Genomic DNA, 22,155 nt, shown 5'->3' with positions numbered 1-22,155 from the left:
TCTCGCGGAAGTGCCCCTTATTCCACGGTTTTCCAGTTTGTGCGGCGCAAATTTTTCCTCTATCCTTCCTTGGCATAATCGTCCGCCGAAGGCGGCTCAGGGGGGCAAGGATGATCCGATCGGAACTGATCCAGAAAATAGCCGACGAGAATCCTCACCTCACCCAGCGCCATGTCGAGCGGATCGTGAACACGGTCTTCGAGGAGATCATCGAGGCTCTGGCCCGTGGCGACCGGGTGGAGCTGCGCGGATTCGGCGCATTCTCGGTCAAGGCCCGGGATGCCAGAGTCGGCCGCAACCCGAGAACGGGTGAAGCCGTCGAAGTCGAAGACAAGAAGGTTCCCTTCTTCAAAACCGGCAAGCTGCTGCGTGACCGCCTGAACACGAAGTGACGGCGCGGCATTGCCCCTCTGATTGGTGAGCAGGACCCCTATGATCCGTTGGTTGCGTATTCTGTTCCTCGTCGTCCTGGCGGTCGTGCTCCTGACCGTCGCGCTCGCTCACCGGGATCCGGTGACGGTGAGACTCATGCCGGATAACCTGGCGACTTTCGTGGGCACGGGCTGGGCTGCCTGGTCGATGCAGCTGCCGCTCTACGCCGTGATCTTCGGCGGGATCGTGGCCGGCCTGCTCATCGGTTTCTTCTGGGAATGGATGCGCGAGCACAAGCATCGTGCCGAAGTGCGCCGCAAGTCGAAGGAAGTGAAGACGCTGCAGCGCGAAGTCTCCACGCTCAAATCCAAGGTCGAGACCGGCACCGCCGTCGGCGCGCCGAAGAACGACGTTCTGACCGCGCTCTCGAAATCGGCCTGATGGCAGGAGTCCGCGTCAAGATCTGCGGACTGCGGACGGAGTCGGATGTGAAGGCGGCCGCGTCCTCGGGCGCGGCCTACGTCGGTCTCGTGTTCTTCCCGAAGTCGCCGCGTCATCTCGAGCTCGCGCAGGCGCAACGGCTCGCGCTTGCGGCGCCGCCGGGGATCGCCAAGGTGGGGCTGACGGTCGACGCCAGCGACGAGACGCTCGACGCCATCGTCGAGGCGGTGCCGCTCGACATGCTGCAGCTTCACGGGGGCGAAAGCCCCGAGCGGGTGGCCGCGGTGCGGGCGCGCTACGGGCTGCCGGTCATGAAGGCCGTGGGCGTGGCGGACGAGGGCGACCTGCCGCAGATCCTCGAACAGTCGCTGGCGGCCGACCAGATCCTGATCGATGCAAAGCCGCCCAGGGGCGCGGCGCTGCCCGGCGGCAATGGTCTGTCCTTCGACTGGCGCCTGATCTCGGGGCGGCACTGGATCAGGCCCTGGATGCTGGCGGGCGGACTGACGTCCGAAAATCTGGCCGAGGCTGTCCGGCGCACGGGGGCGTCGCAGGTCGATGTCTCCTCGGGGGTCGAATCGGCGCCGGGCGTCAAGGATCCGGCCCGGATCGCGGCCTTCCTGAAAGCCGCCCGGTGATCCGCTTCCGCGTCGCGCGACGGGAGGATGTGGCGGCCATCGTGGCGCTTCTTGCCGACGATGCGCTGGGGGCGCAGCGCGAGACCGCCCCGCCCGAGACCTATCTTTCGGCCTTCGACCGGATGGCCGCATCCCCGGGGATGTTCCTGATCGTGGGCGAGCAGGAGGGCAGGGTGGTCGCCACTTACCAGCTCGCGATCCTGCCGGGCCTGTCGCTCCGGGCCGCGACGCGCGCGCTGGTCGAGGCGGTGCGGGTGGCCTCCGACCTGCGCTCGCAGGGTATCGGGGCGGATCTCATGGCCGATGCCGAGGCGCGCGCGAGGGCGGCCGGAGCCACGCTGATCCAGCTCACCACCCATCGCTCGCGCGAGCGGGCGCACCGCTTCTACGAGCGGCTCGGCTTTACCGCTTCGCACATCGGGTATAAACGGGCGCTGGACTGACAGGAGTGCGCGCCATGGCCGAGGACGGCATCAACAGCTACATGACCGGCCCCGACGAGCAGGGTCGCTTCGGCATCTTCGGCGGACGCTTCGTGTCCGAGACGCTGATGCCGCTGATTCTCGATCTCGAGGCGCGCTATGAACATGCCAAGACCGACCCGGACTTCTGGGCCGAGATGGAGGACCTGTGGAAGAACTACGTCGGTCGTCCCTCGCCGCTCTATTTCGCGCCGCGGCTGACCGAGCATCTCGGCGGGGCGAAGATCTATCTCAAGCGTGACGAGCTGAACCACACCGGCGCGCACAAGATCAACAATGTGCTGGGCCAGATCATCCTCGCCCGCCGCATGGGCAAGACCCGGATCATCGCCGAGACGGGCGCGGGCCAGCATGGCGTGGCGACGGCGACGGTCTGCGCCAAGTTTGGGCTGAAATGCGTGGTCTACATGGGCGCGCACGATGTCGAACGGCAGGCGCCGAACGTGTTCCGCATGCGGCTGCTGGGCGCCGAGGTGGTGCCGGTGACCTCCGGGCGCGGGACGCTGAAGGACGCGATGAACGACGCGCTGCGCGACTGGGTGACCAACGTGCGCGACACGTTCTACTGCATCGGCACGGTGGCCGGCCCGCATCCCTATCCGGCGATGGTGCGCGACTTCCAGTCGATCATCGGCAAGGAAGTGCGCTGGCAGCTGGCCGAGCAGGAGGAGGGCCGCCTGCCCGACACGCTCGTGGCCGCGATCGGCGGCGGGTCGAACGCCATGGGGCTCTTCTACCCGTTCCTCGACGATCCGTCGGTGCGGATCGTCGGCGTCGAGGCCGGAGGCAAGGGCGTCGACGACCGGATGGAACATTGCGCCTCGCTGACCGGCGGGCGCCCGGGCGTGCTGCACGGCAACCGGACCTATCTGCTGCAGGATGCGGACGGCCAGATCCTCGAGGGGTTCTCGATCTCGGCCGGGCTCGATTATCCGGGCATCGGGCCCGAGCATGCCTGGCTCCATGACACGGGCCGGGCGGAATATGTCTCGATCACCGATGCCGAGGCGCTGGAGGCCTTCCAGCTCTGTTGCGCGCTCGAGGGGATCATTCCCGCGCTCGAGCCGTCGCACGCGCTCGCCCATGTCATCAAGATCGCGCCGACGCTGCCGCGCGACCATATCATCGTGATGAACATGTGCGGGCGGGGCGACAAGGACATCTTCACGGTGGCGAAGCATCTGGGCTTCGACATGAAGATCTGACCGCGCGCGGGGGGCTGTCTGCCCCCCGGCCCGGCCCTCCGGGCCGGGCTCCCCCCGAGGATATTTTTCCAGAGTGAGAGCTGCCGCGGCTCAGGCGAGGTCGATCGCGTAAAGTTTGAGCACCTCGAGCGGGACCACCTCGAGCGTGCGGCGATGGGTGGCACCGAGGCGCACCCGGGGGGCGGCGCCCTCCTCGTGGGCCTGCAGGAAGCGGCCGGCGCAGAGGCACCAGCGGTCGCCGGGCTTCAGTCCTTGGAAGCCGAATTCGGGCCTGGGCGTCGAGAGATCGTTGCCGAGATATTTCGACAGGGCGAGGAATTCGGCCGTCATCAGCGCGCAGACCGTGTGCATCCCGCGGTCTGCGGTGCCCGTGTCGCAGCAGCCGTTGCGGAAGAAGCCGGTGACCGGGTCGGTCCCGCAGCTTTCGAGCGGCCCGCCCAGCACGTTGATCGAGGCTTCCATCATGGTTCCGTCTCCCTTTCGCACCACTCTGCCCGAGCGGGGCGGCGCTGCGAAGGACAAACTGGCGGACCGGCTTCGGGTTTCTTCGGAGAGGGCGCAGGGCGGCGAAGGCCGGGGCCGCCTGCGCCGGAGTGATTGCACTTTCCGCGCGATCCGGGAACAACGGGAGGACAGGCCCTCGAGGGCCGCAGCCGGGGAGCTTCGCCGATGTATGACTATGCCGTGCTCTGGGAATGGGTGATGATCGCCGCCCGCTGGACGCATGTCATCACGGCCATCGCCTGGATCGGCTCGTCCTTCTATTTCATCGCGCTCGACCTCGGCCTGCGCAAGACGCCCTCCCTGCCGCCGCTCGCCCATGGCGAGGAATGGCAGGTGCATGGCGGCGGCTTCTATCACATCAACAAATATCTCGTCGCACCGGATTTCCTGCCCGAGCATCTGACCTGGTTCAAGTGGGAGAGCTATGCGACCTGGCTCTCGGGCTTCGCCATGCTGGTGCTGCTCTACTATGTCGGGGCCGAGCTCTTTCTCATCGACCCGACGGTGATGGAGCTTTCGGTCTGGCAGGCGGTGGCCCTGTCGCTCGCCTCGCTGGGCGGTGGCTGGCTGGTCTATGACGGGCTCTGCCGCTCGCCGGTGGGGCGGCATCCGACCGCGCTGATGCTCCTGCTGTTCGGCGTGCTGGTCGCGATGGCCTGGGGCTATACGCAGATCTTCTCGGGACGGGCGGCGCTTCTGCATCTGGGGGCCTTCACCGCCACCATCATGAGCGGGAACGTCTTTCTGACCATCATGCCGAACCAGCGGATCGTGGTGGCCGACCTCAAGGCCGGGCGGCGGCCGGACCCGAAATACGGCGAGATCGCCAAGCAGCGCAGCACGCACAACAACTATCTGACGCTGCCGGTGATCTTTCTCATGCTGTCGAACCATTACCCGCTGATCTTCGCCACCGAGTTCAACTGGCTGATCGCCTCGCTGGTCTTTCTCATGGGGGTCACGATCCGGCACTGGTTCAACTCGCGCCACGCGCGCAGGGGCAATCCGCACTGGACCTGGGCGGCGACGGCGGTGATCTTCCTCGTGATCGCCTGGCTCTCGACCGCACCGATGCGGGGCCTGCCGGAGGAGGCGGCGCTCGACGGCCGCGCTGCGCGCTTTGCGGCAGCCGAGGGATTTGCGGAAGTGACGGACATCGTGGCGGGGCGCTGTTCGATGTGCCATGCGGCCGAGCCGGGCTGGGACGGCCTTCACTGGCCGCCGAAGAACGTGCGGCTCGAGACGGCCGCGCAGGTCGCCCACGAGGCGCGGCGGATCTATCTGCAGGCCGGGATCACCCATGCCATGCCGCCCGGGAACCTGAGCTACATGGAGCCCGAGGAGCGGGCCGCGATCGTGCGCTGGTATCGCTCGGTCGCGGGCTGACGGTTCGACGGGCGGCCCGCCGAGGAAGGGGAGGAGGTCTCGATAAATCCGGTTCGGCTTAATCCGTCCTTAAACTGACTCGCGTCTTCTGGGGCGACCGGAAGAACGAGGTCGCCGAACGTGACTGTCCTGAGCCCATCCTTGCCGCATGCGGCCGGTATCGACGCCGCCCTGGTCGAGAATCCCTGGCTCGGCCTCCGGCGGAGCGGCCGATACTTCCAGAATGCCGAGACGGAGGCGGTTTTCGCGCGCGCGCTGGGATATGCCCGGGCGGGCGTCTGCGTCCATCTCGCCGGACCGGCCGGTCTCGGCAAGACGACGCTCGCGCTGCGCATCGCGCAGGCGCTCGGGCGGCCCGTGGCCTTCATGACCGGCAACGAATGGCTGGGCAGCCGCGACTTCATCGGCGGCGAGATCGGCCAGACCGTGACCAGCGTCGTGGACCGCTATATCCAGAGCGTCCGGCGGACCGAACAGAGCGCGCGGATCGACTGGAAGGAGTCGATCCTCGGGCAGGCCATGCGGTGCGGCCATACCTTCCTCTACGACGAATTCACCCGCGCCTCGCCCGAGGCCAATGCCGCTCTTCTTTCGGTTCTCGAAGAAGGGGTTCTCGTCTCGACCGACGGCGCGAGCCGGCAACATTATATCGAGGCGCATCCCGACTTCCGCGTCCTGCTGACTTCGAACCCGCATGACTATCGGGGGGTCAAGGCAGCGCCCGACGCCCTGATCGACCGGATGGTGACCCTGCGGCTCGAGGAGCCTTCGGCGCCCACGCTCGCGGGTATCGTCGCGCTGCGCAGCGGGCTCGATCCCGCCACCGCGCGCCGCATCGTGGAGCTGGTCCTGTCCGTCCAGCGCACGGAGGAGACTCAGGCGCCGCCGTCGATGCGCACGGCCATTCTCGTGGCCCGGCTTGCCGCCCCGCTCCGTCTGGCGGGCCGGTTGAGCGACGCGGCTCTGGCCGAGATCGCGGCGGATGTGCTGCGGGGCCGCGGCCTCGAGGCCGATGCGGTCTCGCTCGAGGCGAAGCTGGCCACCCCCACGACCGGAGAGCTTGCCCGATGAAGAGCCCGAAAGCGACCTCGGCCCGGCGGCCGTGCCGGACCTCGCCGGCTCTCGCCCGGACACCGAAGGAGGCGGCGATGCATCTCGTGCGGCTCGAGTTCGACGTCAGCCGGCTCGAGAAGGCGCTGGAGACAGCCCGGAGCCGGATGGCCCGCTGCGCGCAGGATCTGGAGCGGCGCAAGCGCGAGCGCGAGATCCTGCTCGCCCTGCTGGGCCGCTGAGGGGCGAGGACGGATGATGGACCAGCCCAAGACCCTCGCCTTCAGCGCCGAGCCCGGTCAGGCCGCGCTGACGATGCTCGAAGTCATCGCCGTGGCGCGGCGGGCCTTCACCACCATGAACGGCGGCCGCATCGACGCGGTGGCGAACTGCTCGCAGACCGAGGGCGGCGACTGGCGCGTCGTGATCGATGTCATCGAAAGCTCGGCCAAGATCGGGCGCAACGACTTGCTCTGTGCCTACGAGATCCGGGTGACGCCGCAGGGGCGCGTCGGCGGTTTCCAGCGCCTCGGGCGCTACCACCGAGAGGAGGGCGGGCTCTCATGAGCTTCGAGATGCAGAGCCCGCTCCAGCAGGACAGTCTGGCCGATGTCCTCGAGCGGATCCTCGACAAGGGGATCGTGATCGCCGGCGACATCTCGATCTCGCTCGTGGGGATCGAGCTCCTGACGATCCGCCTGCGCCTTCTGGTCGCCACCGTCGACAAGGCGCGGGAGATGGGGATCAACTGGTGGGAGAGCGATCCTCGCCTCTGCAGCACACAGGCGCCCGCCTCCGACGGTTCGGCCGCGCTGCTGGACCGGCTCGAGCGGATCGAGACCCAGATCGGACAACTGGCCGCAGCACGCGAGGGATGAGATGAGCGACGAGAAGAATCCGGGCCCCGGCAGGACGACCGCCGACATCGAGCTGAGGTTCGGCCGCCTCCTCAGCGCGCTCGGCAGCGCCCTTTCCGACATGACAAGTCGCCTCGAGTCGGGCCAGAGCAGGGAGATCCGGCGGGACCAGACGGTCGACCTCGGGATGGGCCCGATCCGCACCGAGACGCGTATCCGCGTGCGCTACGCCTCCGACTTCGGCAGTGCAGGGCCCGAACCGGGCCCGGTGCATGAGGAGACGGTCGAGAAACCGCCTGTTCCCGCCCGGCCCATTCAGGCGGACATCGCGACGGTGGGCCGGACGTGGCAGCTTCAGGCGGATCTGCCGGGCGTTTCGGAGGAGGATCTCACTCTGGGGTTCGACGCAGGCGATCTCCTGATTTCGGCCGAGGGGAGCGGCAGGCGCTATGAGGGGCGGTTCCCCCTCCCGCCCGGCGTCGGGCTCGCCGACATCCGGATCTCGCTCAAGAGCGGTATCCTCGACCTGACCGCTCCGCTTCCGGAGGCGCCATGATCTATCTCTACGGCCTGCTCGAGGAACCGGCCTCCGGCCACGAGGTCCTGGCCGGCATGGCAGGGGGCACCGGGCCGCTCGCGCTCGCAGCGCTTCCGGGAGGCATCCTGATCTACAGTTCCGCCGCAGAGGCCGACATTCTGCCGCGCCGCCGCCTGCTCCTCGCCCATACCCAAGTGCTCGAGGCGGCGTCCTGGTTCGGCAACCTGCTTCCGATGCGGTTCGGGATGATGGCATCGAACCTCGCCGAGGTCGCGGCCATGCTGGCGTCGCGCCTCACCGAACTCTGCGCCGCCTTCGACCGCGTGCGCGACCGGGTGGAACTCGGTCTGCGCCTGTCGTTTCCCCGTGAGCCGGCCCTCGCCGCGACCCTTGCCGCCGCGCCCGATCTGGCCGCGGAGCGGGCCCGGCTTCTGGCGCTGCGCAGGCCCGATCCCATGGCGCAGGCCGAGTTCGGACGCCGGCTGGCAGAGCGGCTGGATGCACGGCGCGGCGAAGCGCAACGTCTCCTGCTCCAGAGCCTCCGTCCCTTTTGGGTGGATCATCGTCTGCGGGTGCCGGACTCCGACGTTCAGGTCTTTGCCGTCGACGTGCTGATCGAGGATGGAGCCCAGGATCTTCTGGCTGCTGCGCTTGTGAAGGCCGCGGCCGACTGCAGCTTCGCCCCGACAGCCGAACCGTCCCTTCGCGTGATAGGACCAGTGCCCATGTTCAATTTCGTCGATCTCGTTCTCGCGCCCCGCAGCGAAGAGGTTGCCTGATGGGCTTGCTCACCTCCCTTCTGACACTGCCGGTTCGGGGTCCGTTCGACGGCACCCTGTGGATTGCCGCCCGGATCGGCGAGGCGGCCGAACAGAGTTGGAACGATCCCGCCGCGCTGCGGGCGGCTCTGGTGGAAGCCGAGCGGCAACTGCTCGCGGGTGAGCTTTCCGAGGAGAGCTACGACGCCATCGAACTCGATCTTCTCGAGCGGCTCAAAGGGGCGGCGACATGATGCTCCCAGCGGAAAGGTCGAAGGCCGATGCGAGCGGCTGCGCGCCCTCAGGCCGACAGATCCCCAGACGGCTCGCGGTGCCTGGTGGCGAGGCCGGACGAGACGCACCGTTCCGGATCATCGGCGAGGACCTGTCGCCTGAACGGGAAGCTGCCATGGCGGATGTTCTGGCTGCTCGGAAGGGGCTGCAATGCTTCGCCGCCACTCGAGAATGCATGATCTTTTCGCTGGAAGGGACCGCGCGATGAGGCTCCGGGAGATCGTCGCCGTGCTGGAGGGTCATCCGCCTTCCGTTCTCCCCGAAGGCACCGAGGCCGTCTGCGAGGCAGGCTTGACCGCCATCCTCGGTTCGCCACCCGGACGGCTGAGCGGTCGCCGCGCGCTTCTGGAACATGCTGCACGCAGGCAGGCGGTGCTCGAGCGACTGATGGCTTGCGGCACGGTGCTGCCCGCTCTCTCCGGCAGTGGTCTCACACCTGCCGAAGCTGCCGCTGCACTCGCGGCAAACGGCCCGCGGCTCAGACAGGAACTGAGGCGTCTCGCCGGACGGGTGCAGTTCCAAGTTCTCGTCCAATGGGACGCGGGGCTGGCTCCCACACGCACGGAGCCAGAGGAGACGGCCGAGGACCTTCGGCTCAGGTTCGCTGACCGGATTGCGGAAGCCCTGGCGGGGGTGGCGGAGCAGCACGTCAATCTCCCGCTGCGGGACGATCTGCTTGCCAACCAGGCACTCCTTCTGCCGCAGAGTCGAACCGACGATCTCGACCGTTCCCTCGAGCAGATTGATGCGCTCTGGACAGAGGGGCTCAGGATCCGCCAGATCGGCCCGTCGCCGCCCGTCTCCTTCGCCAGCCTCACCTTCCGCAGGGTATCTTCGGCGGCGATCCGCCGCGCCCGTCACCGATTCGGTCTGGAAGGGCCCGTCGACCCGATCCGCCTCCGGGCGCTCCGGCGCGACCTTCTGCTGCGCGCCGCAGAGGCGGAGCGGGCGGAGATCCTTGCCGCGGCCGACGTGCTGGACCTGCTCACGCGATGCGCCGCATCGGGCGGAGACCTGCATCTGGTACGCATCTGGTCCGAAGGTCAGGCCGTGCCCGCCGACCTGGAGGACGCCGCATGAGCGGTCTCCTTCTTCTGGGAGTGGTCTCCGGCCGCGGAAGCTGCCCCGCGAAAACTCGTCCGCACCTGCGCCTGGACGGCGATGCCTATGCGGCGATTCTCCTTTCGCTTGATTGTCTGCCCTCGGATCCCGCTTCGCCTGAATGGGCCGTGCAGGCCGCTCTCGCGCAGAACGCCATCCTGTCCGCCTATGCCGCGACCGAGGATGTCCTTCCGGTCGCTCTCGGCGCGGCCTTCACTGGTATCGCCGCCGTGAGGCGCCATCTGGACGCTGAACGCGCAACCCTCGATGCCGGAATGGAAAGGCTGGCGGGCCGGGCGGAATATGTCGTCCAATTGATCGCGGAACAGGTCGCGGACGCCGGGGCGCCAGCGCTGGCCTCGGGATCCGCCTTCCTCAAGGCCCGCTCCGCCCGTCACGATCAAAGACGTCATCTGGCTCGGGAACGGGCGGGCTTTGCGAGAACCATGGCCGAAGAGCTGGCCTCGCTATCTTGCGGGGCGGGGGCGCGTCCATTGAAGCCCGACGGCCCGCTGCTTGATCTCTCCCTTCTTGTCGTCCGGGATCGGGAGCCAGTCCTGCTGGAGGCGGCAGAGGCCTGTTCCCGTGCTGGATCTCGCCTCGCCCTCTCCGTCCGACTGATCGGCCCCTGCGCTCCCTTTTCCTTCCTGACGGAGACCTCCGATCATGACTGACTCCGCCCCGATCCTCCAGTTCGCGACGGCTGAGGACGCGCTGCAAAGCTGCAACCGGCGCCTTGTCGACGTGGTGGATGCCCTTCTGTCGCAAGGCATCGCGATCAGGGGAGAACTCTGGCTCACGGTGGCGGATGTGGATCTCGTCTTTCTCGGGCTCGACCTGCTGCTGGCGAACCCGGATCGGCTGCAACGCACAGTGCCGGACACAGCATGATTCCCATCGGCCTCGCCCGCGAAGGACCTGTTCTGTCGCCTTGCTGCGCGCTTTCCTGCGCGGGGCTTCACCTCGTTTGCGCTCCGCGGGCCATGGCGGGGGACGCGCGCAGCCGCGTTCGGCTGCATCTGGCCGCCATGCGGCACTGCGAGACCTTCCTGCCGCTCCCACCTGCGGCCGTCATTGCCATCGACGAGGCGCTTGCCTGGTGTGGCAGGCGGACGAACGCGCTCGCCGAAGAAATCGATCGGCTCGGCCGACAGCGGCAACTGACGGTGTCGGCGCGGTTGGTCGCCCCCAGCTTGCCCGATGCCGCGGAAACCGGAGCCGGCTGGCTGCGCGCCCGCCGGGACGCCTCGGCGCATCGGGCGCGGCTGCGCACGGTGCTCACGCAGATGATGTCGCTGCTCGGAGAAGTTCGCTGCATCCCGGGGCGGCTTCAGGACGAAGTCCAGGTCAATCTCCTGGTTCCGGCGGCGGAGACGCATCCTGTGCTTCACGAGCTTCACGAACGCCTGCGGATCGGCGATGCCCTCTGGTCCGCCTGCACGGTGACCGGCCCTTGGCCGCCTTACGCCTTCATCAGTTGGGAGACAGCATGACACATCCTTTTCCTCCGCTTCTGCTGCGCGACGACCGTCTGCCGCCGACGGAGACCCCGGTTACGGCGCCCCGCATCGCGCTCGACCCGGACCGGCTCGAGCACGATCTGGCCCGCATTCTGCTGGGGCTGATGGAGATGCTGAGGCAGATCATGGAGTTGCAGGCCATCCGCAGAATGGAGGCGGGCTCGCTGAGCGAGAGCCAGCAGGATCAGCTTGGCACGACGCTGATGCGGGCCGAGGCGGCCATCCACGAGATGGCGGCCCGTTTCGGCCTGACGCCGGCGGATCTCTCGCTCGATCTGGGCCCGCTGGGGCGGACGATCTGAAGCGGCAAGAAACTCTGCATTAACCAGCTTCCACTACCGTCGACGAGAAGACAGGGAGTGAAGCCAATGCTCGCCATGAGTCCTTTGAAGCCGGCCGTCGAGCTGGATCGCCACATCGATCTGGACGAGGCCCATGCCGTGGCGAGCGGCGGCGCGCGGATCGTCCTTGCCGCTCCGGCGCGCGACCGGTGCGGTGCGTCCGAAGCGCGGCTCGGCGCCATTGTCCGCGAGGCCCGCCACGTCTACGGGTTGACGACCGGCTTCGGCCCCTTCGCGAACCGTCTGATCTCAGGTGAGAATGTCCGAACGCTGCAGGCCAATCTGGTCCATCATCTGGCCAGCGGCGTGGGGCCGGTGCTCGACTGGACGACAGCGCGCGCGATGGTTCTGGCGCGTCTGGTGTCGATCGCTCAGGGGGCCTCGGGCGCGAGCGAGGGCACCATCGCTCGCCTGATCGACCTGCTCAATTCCGAGCTCGCTCCTGCCGTTCCAAGACGCGGCACGGTCGGCGCGTCGGGCGACCTGACGCCGCTTGCGCATATGGTGCTCTGCCTTCAGGGGCGAGGAGACTTCCTGGACCGGGACGGGACGCGGCTTGACGGTGCAGAAGGGCTTCGGCGCGGACGGCTGCAACCGCTCGACCTCTCCCATCGCGATGCGTTGGCGCTGGTTAACGGAACCTCTGCCATGACCGGGATCGCTTTGGTGAATGCTCGGGCCTGCCGCCACCTCGGCGACTGGGCGGTGGCGCTGACGGCCCTGCTTGCGGAATGTCTGGGGGGCCGGACCGAAGCATGGGCCGAGGAATTCTCCGCCCTGCGGCCGCATCCCGGACAGCAGGATGCCGCAGCGAGGTTGCGCGCCCGGGTGGAAGGCAGCGCGCGGGTGGTCCGGACCGTCACTGCCGAGCGGAGGCTGGCTGCCGGCGATATCGGGACGGAGTCGGAGGCGGGGCAGGATGCCTACAGCCTGCGCTGCGCTCCGCAGGTTCTCGGGGCGGGCTTCGACACGCTCGCATGGCATGACCGTGTGCTGACGATCGAACTGAACGCGGTGACCGACAATCCGGTGCTTCCGCCCGATGGTCGCGTGCCCGCCCTGCATGGTGGGAATTTCATGGGCCAGCATGTGGCGCTGACTTCCGATGCGCTCGCCTCGGCCGTCACCGTTCTGGCGGGCCTCGCGGAGCGCCAGATTGCGCGTCTGACGGATGAAAGGCTGAACCGGGGCTTGCCCCCCTTCCTCCACCGGGGTCCCGCCGGGCTGAATTCCGGCTTCATGGGAGCACAGGTGACGGCGACTGCGCTTCTGGCCGAGATGCGGGCAACGGGGCCCGCCTCGATCCATTCGATTTCCACGAACGCCGCCAATCAGGATGTGGTTTCGCTGGGGACCATCGCCGCGCACCTCTGCCGCGAGAAGATCGACCGATGGGCGGAGATCCTTGCGATTCTGGCCCTCTGTGTCGCACAAGCTGCGGAGCTGCGCTGTGGCAGCGGTCTCGACGGGATTTCTCCCGCCGGAAGGAGGCTGGTGGAGGCTCTGCGCGAGCAGTTCCCGCCGCTTGAGACGGACCGGCCACTGGGACAGGAAATTGCCGCGCTCGCCACACACCTCTTGCAGCAATCTCCCGTCTGAGCGCGGCCTCAGGTCGTGGCGGGGTCCACGGTGAGGCCCACGGCCTCGGCATATTTGAGCCAGGTCTCGATCGAGGCCACGACGGCGCGGACCTCGATGGCGATCAGCTCGATCCCGACGAGGGACACACGCACGAAGGCATCGATCACGACGCCCTTGTCCAGAATGCGATCGATGACTTCCGCGATCGAAGCGGAGGCAACGCTTTTCTCAATGGCCATTATCTTCCTCGATATCTTGCAGGGTTGTCCGCTCATGCGGTCCCCACAGAGTTACCGGCAAAAGGTCAAACGGAAATGAACAGGTAAGATGCAGGATAACGAGACGGGGCGCCCGGCTCAGGATGCCGAGCCGCCTCTTGCCCCTGCCGAAGCGGTCGAGCCGGGAGGCCCTCGGCACGTCCCGCTCGCGGAGCTGCGGGATGCAGCCGGTGGGCCGGCGGGGTCAGGCGGAGAAGGAGAAGCGCGTCTCCTGACGAAAGGTTTCGCCCGGGGCGAGGGCGATCGCGGGGAACTCCGGCCGGTTCGGCGCGTCCGGCCAGAGCTGCGGCTCGAGCGCGATGGCGTCGAAGGCCCGCAGAGGCCTGCCCCCGTGGCCCGCGAAGGGCCCGCTGTCGATCTCGCGGCCGGTATAGACCTGCAAACCCGGGGCCGTGGTGGCGAGGGTGAGACGGACGCCCGACCGGCCGGTGAGGCGCGCCACCTCGGTCAGATCCCGGGGCGCGCTGGCGAGGCAGAAATTGTGGTCGATCCCCTCGGCCTCCCCGAGCGGGCGGCCCGCGCGGAAGTCCATCGCGCCTGACACGGGGCGAACCTCGCCCGTGGGCAGGCCGGCCTCGACCGGAAGCCAGTGTTCCGCCGCGATCTGCAGGTGCTGGCCGCCGATCCCGGGCTCGGCATCGAGGGTCCAGTAGCTGTGGTTGGCGAGGTTCATCAGCGTCGGCGCATCCGTGACCGCCGTGAGGATCAGCCGCAGCGTCGCGGGCGGGTCCAGCACGAACTCGGCCTCGATCCGCCGGTTGCCGGGAAATCCGTCGATGCGGTCAGCGAGTTCGAGCCGCAAGAGCGCGCGGCCCGCCTCGATCTCGATCGGCTGCCAGTGCCGGGCATGGGTTCCCTCTGCCCCGGAATGGAGGAGCGTCTGGCCCTCGTTCGGCACGAAGCTGGTTGGCCTGCCGTCGATGCAGGCCCGCGCGCCGCCGATGCGGTTTGCGACCGGACCGACGATGGCGCCGAACCAGCGGAGCGGCCCGAGATAGGCCGCGAGGTCGGTCGCGCCTGCCGTGAGCGGCCAGCCGATCCCGGCCAGACGCAGGTCCTGCAGGATGGCGCCCCGGTCGAGCAGGGCCACGCGAAGGTCTCCTGCGGCCAGGGCGATGCGGTGGACGGCCCGCCCGTCAGGGGCGGTGCCGAAGCGGGTGAGGGTCATGGGCGCCTCCGGTGCGGGCGGGCAGGCTGCGCCGGAGGCCGCGCGAGGTCAAGGGGCGACGCAGGAGAGGATGCCGTCGGCGAGGCCGCGGATCAGGTTCGCGTAGAGCTGCGGGCCCGGCTCCAGCGTGCTGCCCGACGGATCGAGCGCCGGGCCGGCCTTCGCGCCCGTCTCCTGCGCGATCTGCGAGGCGAGCTTCGAGTCATGTTGCGCCTCCGGGAAGATGCAGCGCGGCGCGCCCGCCATCTCCGCGCGAAGGTCCGCGAGATGCGCCGCCCCCGGCGCGGCCGCATCGCCCGCCGAGACGCTGCCCTGTACGGTCAGCCCGTAGTGGCCGGCGAAATAGCCGTAGGCATCGTGGAAGACGTAGAACGGCTGGTTCTGCGCCTGCTCCAGCCGGGCGGCCGTTGCGCGGTCGAGCTCGGCCAGCGCTGCCCGGGCGGCCTCGGCATTCGCCGCGTAGGTTGCCGCATTCCCGGGATCGAGGTGGCCCAGCTCACGGGCGACGGCCGCAAGCCAGAGCTGCGCATTTTCCGGATCGAGCCAGGCATGGGGGTCGAGGCCCGCGTGGCTGTGGCCCTCATGCTCGCCGTGATCGTGCGCGTCCCCGACGTGATCGTGGCCCTCGTCCGCGTGATCGTGCGCGTCCCCGGCGTGGTCGTGGCCCTCGTCCGCGTGATCGTGCCCTTCGCCGGCATGGTCGTGACCCTCGTCCGCGTGGTCGTGCGCGTCCCCGGCGTGATCGTGACCCTCGTCCCCGTGATCGTGCGCGTCCCCGGCGTGGTCGTGCGCCGCGCCTTCGCCGAAGTCCTGCAGATGCGTGCCCTCGACCTGCATCAGGCGCAGCTCCTCACCCTTGCGGCCCTCGAGCGCGCGCTCGAGCCAGCGGGTCATCTCCGGCCCGATCCAGACCACCAGATCGGCATTGGCGAGCGCGCGTGCCTGGCTCGGGCGCAGCTGGAAGGAGTGCGGATCCGCTCCCTGACCCAGCAGGAGATCCGGCTCTCCGAGATCGCCCATCACCTGCGCCACCAGCGAATGGACCGGCGGCAGGTCCGTCACCACGCGCGGCACCTCGGCCAGGGCCGGGCCCGCGAGCAGGCTGGCGAGAGCGACTGATATGGTATAACGCATGGTCTGCCTTTCCTTGAGATGGGCGCAGGTTTATTACGTTATATCATAACGCGTCAATGGGGGAGAGGATGACCGCCGACACCGGAGGCACCGCGGCATTCGCGCCGCACGATCACAGCCGTTGCGCGGCATCCCTCCTCGCCCATGCCGAGGAGGCCACGGCCGCGGCCGGGGCCCGCCTGACCCCGGTCCGGCGGCGCACGCTCGAGATCCTCCTCGAGGAGCACCGGGCGCTCGGCGCCTACGAGGTGCTGGAGCGGCTGGCGCAGGAGGGATTCGGCAACAAGCCCCCCGTGGCCTATCGTGCGCTCGATTTCCTCGTCGAGCAGGGACTCGCGCATCGGATCCGCCGGCTCAACGCCTTCACCGCCTGCATGCATCCGGGCGAGGCCCATGCGCCGGCCTTCCTGATCTGCAGCCGCTGCGGCGCGGTGGCCGAGGCGCCGGCCGAGGCGGTGCGGGCCGCGCTGGATGCGGCGGCGGCGCGGCTCGGCTTCGAGATCGAGCGGACGAACATCGAGGCCGTGGGCCTCTGTCCCGCCTGCCGGGAGGCTGCATGACCCTGATCGCCGCCCATCACCTCGCCGTGCGGCGGGGGCGGGACGAGATCCTGTCGGACGTGAGCCTGTCGGTCGCGCCCCGCGAGATCGTGACCATCGTCGGCCCGAACGGCTCGGGCAAGAGCACGCTCCTGCGGGCCCTTCTGGGGATCCTGCCCGCGGCTGCGGGCCGCGTGAGCCGCAAGCCGGGGCTCCGGATCGGCTATGTGCCGCAGAGGCTGCAGGTCGACGGCACGCTGCCGCTCACGGCCGCGCGCTTCCTGTCGCTGCCGCGCCGCCGCGCGCCTGCCGAGGTCGCCGCGGCGCTGGAGCGGGTGGGCGTGCCCGAGGTGGCGGATCGGCAACTCGCCGATCTCTCGGGCGGGCAGTTCCAGCGTGTCCTTCTGGCGCGCGCGCTCCTGACCGAGCCGGAACTCCTGATGCTCGACGAGCCGACGCAGGGGCTCGACCAGCCGGGGGAGGCGGCCTTCTACCGGCTGATCGAGGAGGTGCGCTCCAGGACCGGCGCCGCGATCCTGATGGTGAGCCACGATCTGCATGTGGTGATGGCGGCGTCGGATCGGGTGATCTGCCTCAACCGCCATGTCTGCTGCGAGGGCACGCCGCGCGTGGTCTCGAACGCGCCGGAATATCGCGCGCTCTTCGGCCACGGCACCCAGGGGGCGCTCGCGCTCTACCGCCACGAACACGATCACGACCACACCCACGATCAGTGCCATCATGCTTGACGATTTCCTCATCCGCGCGGCGCTCGCGGGCATCGGCGTGGCGCTGGCGGCGGGGCCGCTCGGCGCCTTCGTCGTCTGGCGCCGCATGGCCTATTTCGGCGACGCCACCTCGCATGCCGCCATCCTCGGCGTGGCGCTGGCGCTCGCCACCGAACTGCCGGTGGGGCTCGGCACCCTCGCGGTGGCGCTGGTCATGGCCGCGACCGTGGCCACGCTCAGCGGCCGCGGCTGGGCCATGGACACGATGCTGGGCGTGCTGGCCCATTCGGCGCTGGCCTTCGGCCTCGTCGCGGTGAGCTTCCTGCCCTCGGTGCGCACCGATCTCTCGGCCTGGCTCTTCGGCGACATCCTCGCCGTCTCGGTGCCGGATCTGGCCTTCATCTGGGCGGGGGCGGCGCTCGTGCTGGCGCTTCTCCTCTGGCGCTGGTCGGCGCTCCTCACGGCCACGACCAACGAGGATCTGGCCGCGGCCTCCGGCATCGACCCCGCGCGCGAGCGGCTGATTCTCACCCTCGCGCTCGCGGTGACGGTGGCGGTCGCGCTGAAGGTGGTGGGGGCGCTCCTGATCTCGGCCATGCTCATCATCCCGGCTGCGGCCGCGCGCGGCCTTGCCCGCAACCCCGAGCCGATGGCGCTGCTCGCGGCCCTGATCGGCGCGGGCGCAAGCCTTGCGGGCCTTGGCGCCTCGCTGGCCTTCGATACGCCGGCCGGCCCCTCGATCGTCGCGGCCGCGGCGCTGGCCTTCCTCGTCTCGGCGCTCCTGCGGCGCGCCTGACCCCGTTCACTCTGCCCAAATATCCTGCGGGGGGCTTCGCCGCAGGCGAAGTCCGCCGCCGCCTGCGGCGGCGGACGGGGGGCGCAAAGCCCCCCGCGCCACGGCCGGCTCCGGGCATTCCGTCGCACCATCCGCGCCCATGTCGTTTTCGGACGCCAAATGTCGGGCTCACCTCTCCGCAGCGGCGGCGATCAGTCATTGATGCGGCAAACCCTGCGGTGACGGAGTGCGCGGATGAAGACCCATGTGAAAGCCCTTGTCGTCGGCGGCGGTGCTGTCGGGAACGGCATCGCCTACCATCTCGCCAAGGCCGGATGGGACACGATGCTGGTCGAGCGCGACGAGCTCACCGCGGGCTCCACCTGGCACGCCGCAGGGCTTCTGCCGCTCTTCAACATGAGCTACGCCACCACCCACATCCACAAATATTCGGTCGATTTCTACAAGGGGCTCGAGGCCGAGACCGGGCTCAACCCCGGCTTCTACGTCGTGGGCAACCTGCGCATGGCCCAGACCGATGCGCGGATGGACGAATACATGCTCTATTCCTCCGTCGCCGAGACGGCGGGGGTCTATCACGAATTCCTGACCCCGAAGGAAATCAAGGAGCGCTGGCCGCTGGTCCGCACCGAGGATCTCAAGGGCGCGCTCTTCCACCCGCAGGACGGCTACATCAATCCCGCCGACGTGACGCAGGCCATGGCCAAGGGCGCGCGGCAGTTCGGCTGCACCATCGAGCGCAGGATCCAGGTCAACGGCTACCGCTGGACGGGCAGCGAGTGGATCGTCTCCTGCGTGCGGATGGCCGAGCAGGGCGGCAACCTCGTGCCGACCGAGGAGAGCTTCGAGATCCATGCCGAACATGTGGTGACCGCCACCGGCAACCATGCGCAGCGCACGGCGCGGCTCCTCGGCATCAAGATCCCGGCGATTCCGGTCGAGCACCAGTATATCGTGACCGAGCCCGACCCGGCTCTGGTCGAATGGCGCAAGACCAATCCGCAGCACCCCGTCCTGCGCGACGCCGATGCCAAATGGTATGTCCGCGAGGAGCGCGGCGGCTGGATCCTCGGCCCCTACGAGCGCAACGCCCCGGCCCGCTTCCTCTATGACGTGCCCTCGAGCTTCCGCGCCGACCTTTTCCCCCTCGATCTCGAGCGGATCGAGGCGGAGTACATGTCGATGATCCACCGGATCCCCTCGTCCGAGACCGTGGGCCTCAAGGACGACTACAACGGGCCGATCTGCTACACGCCCGACGGCAACCCGCTGGTCGGCCCCGCGCCGGGCCTGCGCAACATGTGGCTGGCGGAAGGGGTCAGCTTCGGCATCACCGCGGCGGGCGGCACCGGCTACTATCTCGCGCAGATGATGACGGAAGGCGAGGCCGAGATCGACATGGCCTCGCTCGATCCCCGGCGCTACGGCAGCTGGATGACGACGGACTATGCGGCGCGCAAGAACGAGGAATGCTACGAGCATGTCTTCATCCTCCACCATCCCGACGAGGAGCGCGAAGCCTGCCGTCCGCTGCGCACCGCGCCGGTCTACGACCGGCAGAAGGCGCTCGGCGCGCAGTTCGGGCAGGTCAATGGCTGGGAGCGGCCGAACTACTACGGGCCTGCGGATGCGCCGGCCGAATTCGACCACGAATCCCGCAGCTTCCGCCGCGGCGCCTGGCATCCGTTCGCCCGCGCCGAGGCCGAGGCGCTGCGCGAGACCGCGGGCCTGATCGACGCCACCGCCTTCACCAAGCATCTGGTGCGCGGCCCGGGCGCCACGGCCTTCCTCGACTGGTTCACCTGCAACAAGCTGCCGGCGGTGGGGCGGATCAACCTGACCTATGCGCTGACGCCCACCGGCACGACCCGCACCGAATATACCATCGTGCGGCTGGCCGAGAACGAATATTACCTCGTGTCGGCCGGGGCCTGGACCGCCTACGACGCCGACTGGCTGAAGAAATGCGCCGAAGACAGGATCGGCGATTTCGGCTGGATCGACATCCACGACGTGACGACCCAGTGGGGCGTCTTCGCGCTGGCCGGCCCCAACGCACGGGCGATCCTGAACGAGGTGGTGAAGGACGCCGACCCCGCCACGCGGCTCTCGAACAAGCGCTTCCCCTGGCTCAGCTACCGCGACATCGAGCTCGGCATGTGCCCGGTGCGCGCCGTGCGGGTGGCCTATACGGGCGAACTCGGCTGGGAGCTGCACCATCCGATCGAGATGTCGACCTATCTCTGGGATCTGCTGCTGAAGGCGGGCGAGAAGCACGGGCTGAAGCTCGTGGGGGCCCGGGCGCAGAACTGGCTGCGGCAGGAGAAGAGCTACCGCGCCTTCGGCAACGAGCTCGGCCGCGATGCGACGCCGATGGAGGCGGGGCTCGACCGGTTCATCGACCTCGGCAAGGACTTCCAGGGCAAGGAGGCGATGCTCGCGACCGGCATCCGCTCGAAATGCGTGACGCTGCTGATCGACGGGCCGGCGGATGCCGATCCCTGGGGCAAGGAGGCGCTGCTTCTGAACGGCGAGAAGGTGGGCCGGCTCACCTCGGGCGGCTGGTCGGTGGCCTTCGGCAAGCAGATCGGCATGGGCTATGTCCGCCCCGATCTGGCCGAGGTGGGCACGAAGCTGCAGCTGCGCATGTTCCGCGAGACCTACGAGGCCGTGGTGGCCGAGGACTCGCCCTACGATCCGAAGAACGCCCGGATCCGTCAGGACGGCTGATCCCGAAGGCGGGGGCTGTCTGCCCCCCGCCGCCGGCCGGGGCCGGCGGCTCCCCCCGAGGATATTTGGACCAGCGTGAAAGGCTCAGCGCAGGTTGAGGGCGAGCCAGGCGGCCCAGCGGCTGGCGTCGCCGTTGAAGACGTTGATGTCGGTGACCTTGCCGATGCCCGGCACGATCCCGGTGCCGGTATATTGCCAGAAGGTCCAGGGATGGCCCGCATAGCGCTCGTGCGGATGGGCGGCGACGGAGCGGAGCCAGAAGTCGTATCCGGTGAGGCGCCACATCTCGTTGCGCTCGAAGAAGTCGATCGTCGTGTAGACGATCGGGCGCCTGCCGTAATGGGCGCCGACCCGGCGCAGGAAGGTGAGCGCCTCGGCCCGGACGACCGCGGGTTCGGGCCGGAAGGTGCAGGTCGGCGAGAAGGGGTTCCATTCCATGTCGAGCACCGGCGGCAGGGCGCGGGCGGACTTCGGCACGGTCCGGATGAACCAGTCGGCCTGCTCCGAGGCCGGACGGCAGAAATAGAAGAAATGGTAGGCCCCGCGCGGGACGCCTGCGCGGCCGGCGCCGCGCCAGTTCTCGTGGAAGGCGGCATCGACCCGGTCGCCGCCTTCGGTGGCCTTGATGAAGGCGAAGGAGACGCCGGCAGAGGCGGCCGTGGGCCAGTCGATCGGGCCCTGGAACCGCGAGACGTCGATCCCGTGGACCTGGTAGCTCGAGGGCGCCCGGCCGCTCCAGGGGTGGGGCCTGGCATCGCCGAAGCTCGGCTGTGCGACGGTGACGGTCTGGCCGGAGGGCAGTTCGGCGATGACGTCCGGCCGGCCGCAGGAAAGGAGCAGCGCGGCGAGGCCGAGGGCTAGGAGGCGTCGGGTCATGGGGCTCCGGAGCGATGAGGAGAACAGGCGCGACTGTGCCGCAAGAGAGGACGCCTGTCACCCCTCGGAGCACGTTTCGCGGCCGCCCCTGCGGGAGCCGGGCCCTCCGGGCGGAAGTGCAAGGCGAGGGAGGGAGCCGCGGGACCGCGCCACGAGGTCGGGAGGCGGGGCCCCGCGGCCGGGGGCCGACGTCGGCGGCGCCCGAGGGCGCAGACGCCGCTGCCGGATCCTTCAGGTCCGGCGTGCCACGAACATCAGATTGTGCGCGGGCATCTCGATCCTGCGCGCGGCGAGGCCCGCGTCCGTTAGCCGTTCCTCGGCCCAGGCGCTGTCCTTGAGGCCGATCTCCGGGTTCTGGGCGCGCAGGCTCCTATCGAAGCTCTCGTCGCCTGCGCTGCCGGGGCGGCCCTTGCGCAGGAAGGGGCCGTAGAGGAAGAGCGTGCCGCCCGGGGTCAGGGCAGAGGCGGCATGATGGAGGACGGCCGCGGCCTCCGTCTCGGCGATCAGGTGCAGGAGGTTCACGATCAGCAGCGCCTCGCAGGGATGGTGGGCGGGCCATCCGGGCCGGGTGGCGTCGAGGAGGATCGGCGGGCGCAGGTTCGGCGCACCGGAAGCCTTCCGCCAGGCCTCGATCGAGGGCAGGTTGCCCGGATCCACATCCGTCGGTTGCCACAGAAGGGCCGGAAGCGCCGCCGCGAAGCGCGCGGCATGCTGGCCGGTGCCGGCGGCGATCTCGAGCATCCGCCCCTCGGGTGCCTCGGCGCGCAGGACGGCGAGGATCGCGTCGGCATTGCGGTCGGCCGAGGGCGCGTGGCGGCGGCCATCCGGCCCGGTCGGC

General features: G+C 69.0%; 29 protein-coding genes. 23 read left to right on the top strand and 6 right to left on the bottom strand.

Annotation, left to right across the window (positions count from 1 at the left end; translation table 11 throughout):
- Positions 1-110 precede the first annotated feature (110 nt).
- Genes ihfB through trpB form a run of 5 tightly spaced genes read left to right on the top strand, consistent with a single transcriptional unit; the run spans position 111 to position 3,138 of the window.
- On the top strand, positions 111-392 hold the full coding sequence (gene ihfB / locus A9O63_RS08630; RefSeq protein ID WP_002724542.1) for an integration host factor subunit beta: 282 nt from the start codon (positions 111-113) through the stop codon (positions 390-392).
- Between the two features lie 40 nt (positions 393-432).
- Entirely contained in the window at positions 433-813 is a 381-nt protein-coding gene (locus A9O63_RS08625; protein ID WP_069331564.1) for a LapA family protein, read from the top strand.
- The gene (locus A9O63_RS08620) at positions 813-1,451 is read left to right on the top strand and encodes a phosphoribosylanthranilate isomerase (RefSeq protein WP_069331563.1); all 639 of its coding nucleotides are present in this window, start codon (positions 813-815) and stop codon (positions 1,449-1,451) included. Before A9O63_RS08625 ends, A9O63_RS08620 begins: the two co-directional genes overlap by 1 nt.
- Positions 1,448-1,894 carry a GNAT family N-acetyltransferase gene (locus A9O63_RS08615; RefSeq protein ID WP_069331562.1) on the top strand — a complete coding sequence of 149 codons (447 nt, stop codon included), beginning with the start codon at positions 1,448-1,450 and terminating at the stop codon, positions 1,892-1,894. Before A9O63_RS08620 ends, A9O63_RS08615 begins: the two co-directional genes overlap by 4 nt.
- Positions 1,895-1,908: 14 nt before the next feature.
- Positions 1,909-3,138 (top strand): tryptophan synthase subunit beta, encoded by a 1,230-nt coding sequence (trpB, locus tag A9O63_RS08610; protein WP_069331561.1) that lies wholly within the window; start codon positions 1,909-1,911, stop codon positions 3,136-3,138.
- Positions 3,139-3,228: 90 nt separating this feature from the next.
- Here trpB and A9O63_RS08605 read toward each other — a convergent pair whose 3' ends face one another.
- Entirely contained in the window at positions 3,229-3,603 is a 375-nt protein-coding gene (locus tag A9O63_RS08605; RefSeq protein ID WP_069331560.1) for a DUF2237 family protein, read from the bottom strand.
- Positions 3,604-3,807: 204 nt separating this feature from the next.
- Between A9O63_RS08605 and A9O63_RS08600 the strand changes: the two genes are divergently transcribed.
- The 14 genes from A9O63_RS08600 (at position 3,808) to A9O63_RS08540 (ending at position 13,086) form a co-directional block, all read left to right on the top strand.
- Positions 3,808-5,028 carry a urate hydroxylase PuuD gene (locus A9O63_RS08600; protein ID WP_069331559.1) on the top strand — a complete coding sequence of 407 codons (1,221 nt, stop codon included), beginning with the start codon at positions 3,808-3,810 and terminating at the stop codon, positions 5,026-5,028.
- 141 nt (positions 5,029-5,169) lie between these two features.
- Positions 5,170-6,099 carry an AAA family ATPase gene (locus tag A9O63_RS08595; protein WP_069331558.1) on the top strand — a complete coding sequence of 310 codons (930 nt, stop codon included), beginning with the start codon at positions 5,170-5,172 and terminating at the stop codon, positions 6,097-6,099.
- 77 nt (positions 6,100-6,176) lie between these two features.
- Positions 6,177-6,320, top strand: coding sequence for a hypothetical protein (locus A9O63_RS23075; RefSeq protein WP_167354615.1), 144 nt, complete (start codon positions 6,177-6,179; stop codon positions 6,318-6,320).
- A 16-nt stretch (positions 6,321-6,336) separates the two neighbouring features.
- On the top strand, positions 6,337-6,645 hold the full coding sequence (gvpO, locus tag A9O63_RS08590; protein ID WP_084295716.1) for a gas vesicle protein GvpO: 309 nt from the start codon (positions 6,337-6,339) through the stop codon (positions 6,643-6,645).
- Positions 6,642-6,956: a gas vesicle protein gene (locus A9O63_RS08585; RefSeq protein WP_069331556.1), complete on the top strand. Its 315-nt coding sequence runs from the start codon at positions 6,642-6,644 to the stop codon at positions 6,954-6,956. The genes gvpO and A9O63_RS08585 overlap by 4 nt, the downstream gene beginning before the upstream one ends.
- 1 nt (position 6,957) lies before the next feature.
- Positions 6,958-7,491 carry an Hsp20/alpha crystallin family protein gene (locus tag A9O63_RS08580; RefSeq protein ID WP_069331555.1) on the top strand — a complete coding sequence of 178 codons (534 nt, stop codon included), beginning with the start codon at positions 6,958-6,960 and terminating at the stop codon, positions 7,489-7,491.
- On the top strand, positions 7,488-8,252 hold the full coding sequence (locus A9O63_RS08575) for a GvpL/GvpF family gas vesicle protein (protein WP_069331554.1): 765 nt from the start codon (positions 7,488-7,490) through the stop codon (positions 8,250-8,252). The genes A9O63_RS08580 and A9O63_RS08575 overlap by 4 nt, the downstream gene beginning before the upstream one ends.
- Positions 8,252-8,485 (top strand): gas vesicle protein GvpG, encoded by a 234-nt coding sequence (locus tag A9O63_RS08570; protein ID WP_069331553.1) that lies wholly within the window; start codon positions 8,252-8,254, stop codon positions 8,483-8,485. The genes A9O63_RS08575 and A9O63_RS08570 overlap by 1 nt, the downstream gene beginning before the upstream one ends.
- Before the next feature lie 244 nt (positions 8,486-8,729).
- Complete coding sequence (locus tag A9O63_RS08565; protein WP_069331552.1) at positions 8,730-9,605, top strand: GvpL/GvpF family gas vesicle protein; 876 nt, start codon at positions 8,730-8,732, stop codon at positions 9,603-9,605.
- On the top strand, positions 9,602-10,300 hold the full coding sequence (locus A9O63_RS08560) for a GvpL/GvpF family gas vesicle protein (protein WP_069331551.1): 699 nt from the start codon (positions 9,602-9,604) through the stop codon (positions 10,298-10,300). Before A9O63_RS08565 ends, A9O63_RS08560 begins: the two co-directional genes overlap by 4 nt.
- On the top strand, positions 10,293-10,517 hold the full coding sequence (gvpJ, locus tag A9O63_RS08555) for a gas vesicle protein GvpJ (RefSeq protein WP_069331550.1): 225 nt from the start codon (positions 10,293-10,295) through the stop codon (positions 10,515-10,517). Before A9O63_RS08560 ends, gvpJ begins: the two co-directional genes overlap by 8 nt.
- Positions 10,514-11,119 (top strand): GvpL/GvpF family gas vesicle protein, encoded by a 606-nt coding sequence (locus A9O63_RS08550; RefSeq protein WP_235836944.1) that lies wholly within the window; start codon positions 10,514-10,516, stop codon positions 11,117-11,119. The genes gvpJ and A9O63_RS08550 overlap by 4 nt, the downstream gene beginning before the upstream one ends.
- Positions 11,116-11,448, top strand: coding sequence for a gas vesicle protein K (locus A9O63_RS08545; protein WP_069331548.1), 333 nt, complete (start codon positions 11,116-11,118; stop codon positions 11,446-11,448). Before A9O63_RS08550 ends, A9O63_RS08545 begins: the two co-directional genes overlap by 4 nt.
- 66 nt (positions 11,449-11,514) lie before the next feature.
- On the top strand, positions 11,515-13,086 hold the full coding sequence (locus A9O63_RS08540; protein WP_069331547.1) for an HAL/PAL/TAL family ammonia-lyase: 1,572 nt from the start codon (positions 11,515-11,517) through the stop codon (positions 13,084-13,086).
- Between the two features lie 8 nt (positions 13,087-13,094).
- Here the strand turns inward: A9O63_RS08540 and gvpA are convergent, their stop codons facing one another.
- The 3 genes from gvpA to A9O63_RS08525 form a co-directional block, all read right to left on the bottom strand.
- The gene (gene gvpA, locus A9O63_RS08535; RefSeq protein WP_002724507.1) at positions 13,095-13,307 is read right to left on the bottom strand and encodes a gas vesicle structural protein GvpA; all 213 of its coding nucleotides are present in this window, start codon (positions 13,305-13,307) and stop codon (positions 13,095-13,097) included.
- A gap of 223 nt (positions 13,308-13,530) precedes the next feature.
- Positions 13,531-14,514: an aldose epimerase family protein gene (locus tag A9O63_RS08530; RefSeq protein ID WP_069331546.1), complete on the bottom strand. Its 984-nt coding sequence runs from the start codon at positions 14,512-14,514 to the stop codon at positions 13,531-13,533.
- A 48-nt stretch (positions 14,515-14,562) separates the two neighbouring features.
- Positions 14,563-15,648, bottom strand: coding sequence for a metal ABC transporter solute-binding protein, Zn/Mn family (locus A9O63_RS08525; RefSeq protein ID WP_069331545.1), 1,086 nt, complete (start codon positions 15,646-15,648; stop codon positions 14,563-14,565).
- 68 nt (positions 15,649-15,716) lie between these two features.
- Between A9O63_RS08525 and A9O63_RS08520 the strand changes: the two genes are divergently transcribed.
- From A9O63_RS08520 to A9O63_RS08505, 4 genes are all read left to right on the top strand, one after another.
- On the top strand, positions 15,717-16,208 hold the full coding sequence (locus tag A9O63_RS08520) for a Fur family transcriptional regulator (protein ID WP_069331544.1): 492 nt from the start codon (positions 15,717-15,719) through the stop codon (positions 16,206-16,208).
- Positions 16,205-16,936, top strand: coding sequence for a metal ABC transporter ATP-binding protein (locus A9O63_RS08515; RefSeq protein ID WP_069331543.1), 732 nt, complete (start codon positions 16,205-16,207; stop codon positions 16,934-16,936). The genes A9O63_RS08520 and A9O63_RS08515 overlap by 4 nt, the downstream gene beginning before the upstream one ends.
- Positions 16,929-17,711 carry an iron chelate uptake ABC transporter family permease subunit gene (locus A9O63_RS08510; protein WP_069331542.1) on the top strand — a complete coding sequence of 261 codons (783 nt, stop codon included), beginning with the start codon at positions 16,929-16,931 and terminating at the stop codon, positions 17,709-17,711. Before A9O63_RS08515 ends, A9O63_RS08510 begins: the two co-directional genes overlap by 8 nt.
- A 234-nt stretch (positions 17,712-17,945) precedes the next feature.
- Complete coding sequence (locus A9O63_RS08505) at positions 17,946-20,441, top strand: GcvT family protein (RefSeq protein ID WP_069331541.1); 2,496 nt, start codon at positions 17,946-17,948, stop codon at positions 20,439-20,441.
- Between the two features lie 84 nt (positions 20,442-20,525).
- Here the strand turns inward: A9O63_RS08505 and A9O63_RS08500 are convergent, their stop codons facing one another.
- Entirely contained in the window at positions 20,526-21,317 is a 792-nt protein-coding gene (locus A9O63_RS08500; protein WP_069331540.1) for a glycoside hydrolase family 25 protein, read from the bottom strand.
- A gap of 231 nt (positions 21,318-21,548) precedes the next feature.
- The coding region (locus A9O63_RS08495; RefSeq protein ID WP_084295712.1) for a DUF938 domain-containing protein at positions 21,549-22,155 on the bottom strand (607 nt) is incomplete at its 5' end.

This window comes from Cereibacter johrii (assembly GCF_001720585.1).
Taxonomy (GTDB): domain Bacteria; phylum Pseudomonadota; class Alphaproteobacteria; order Rhodobacterales; family Rhodobacteraceae; genus Cereibacter_A; species Cereibacter_A johrii.
This window is presented reverse-complemented; position numbering and strand designations above follow the sequence as displayed.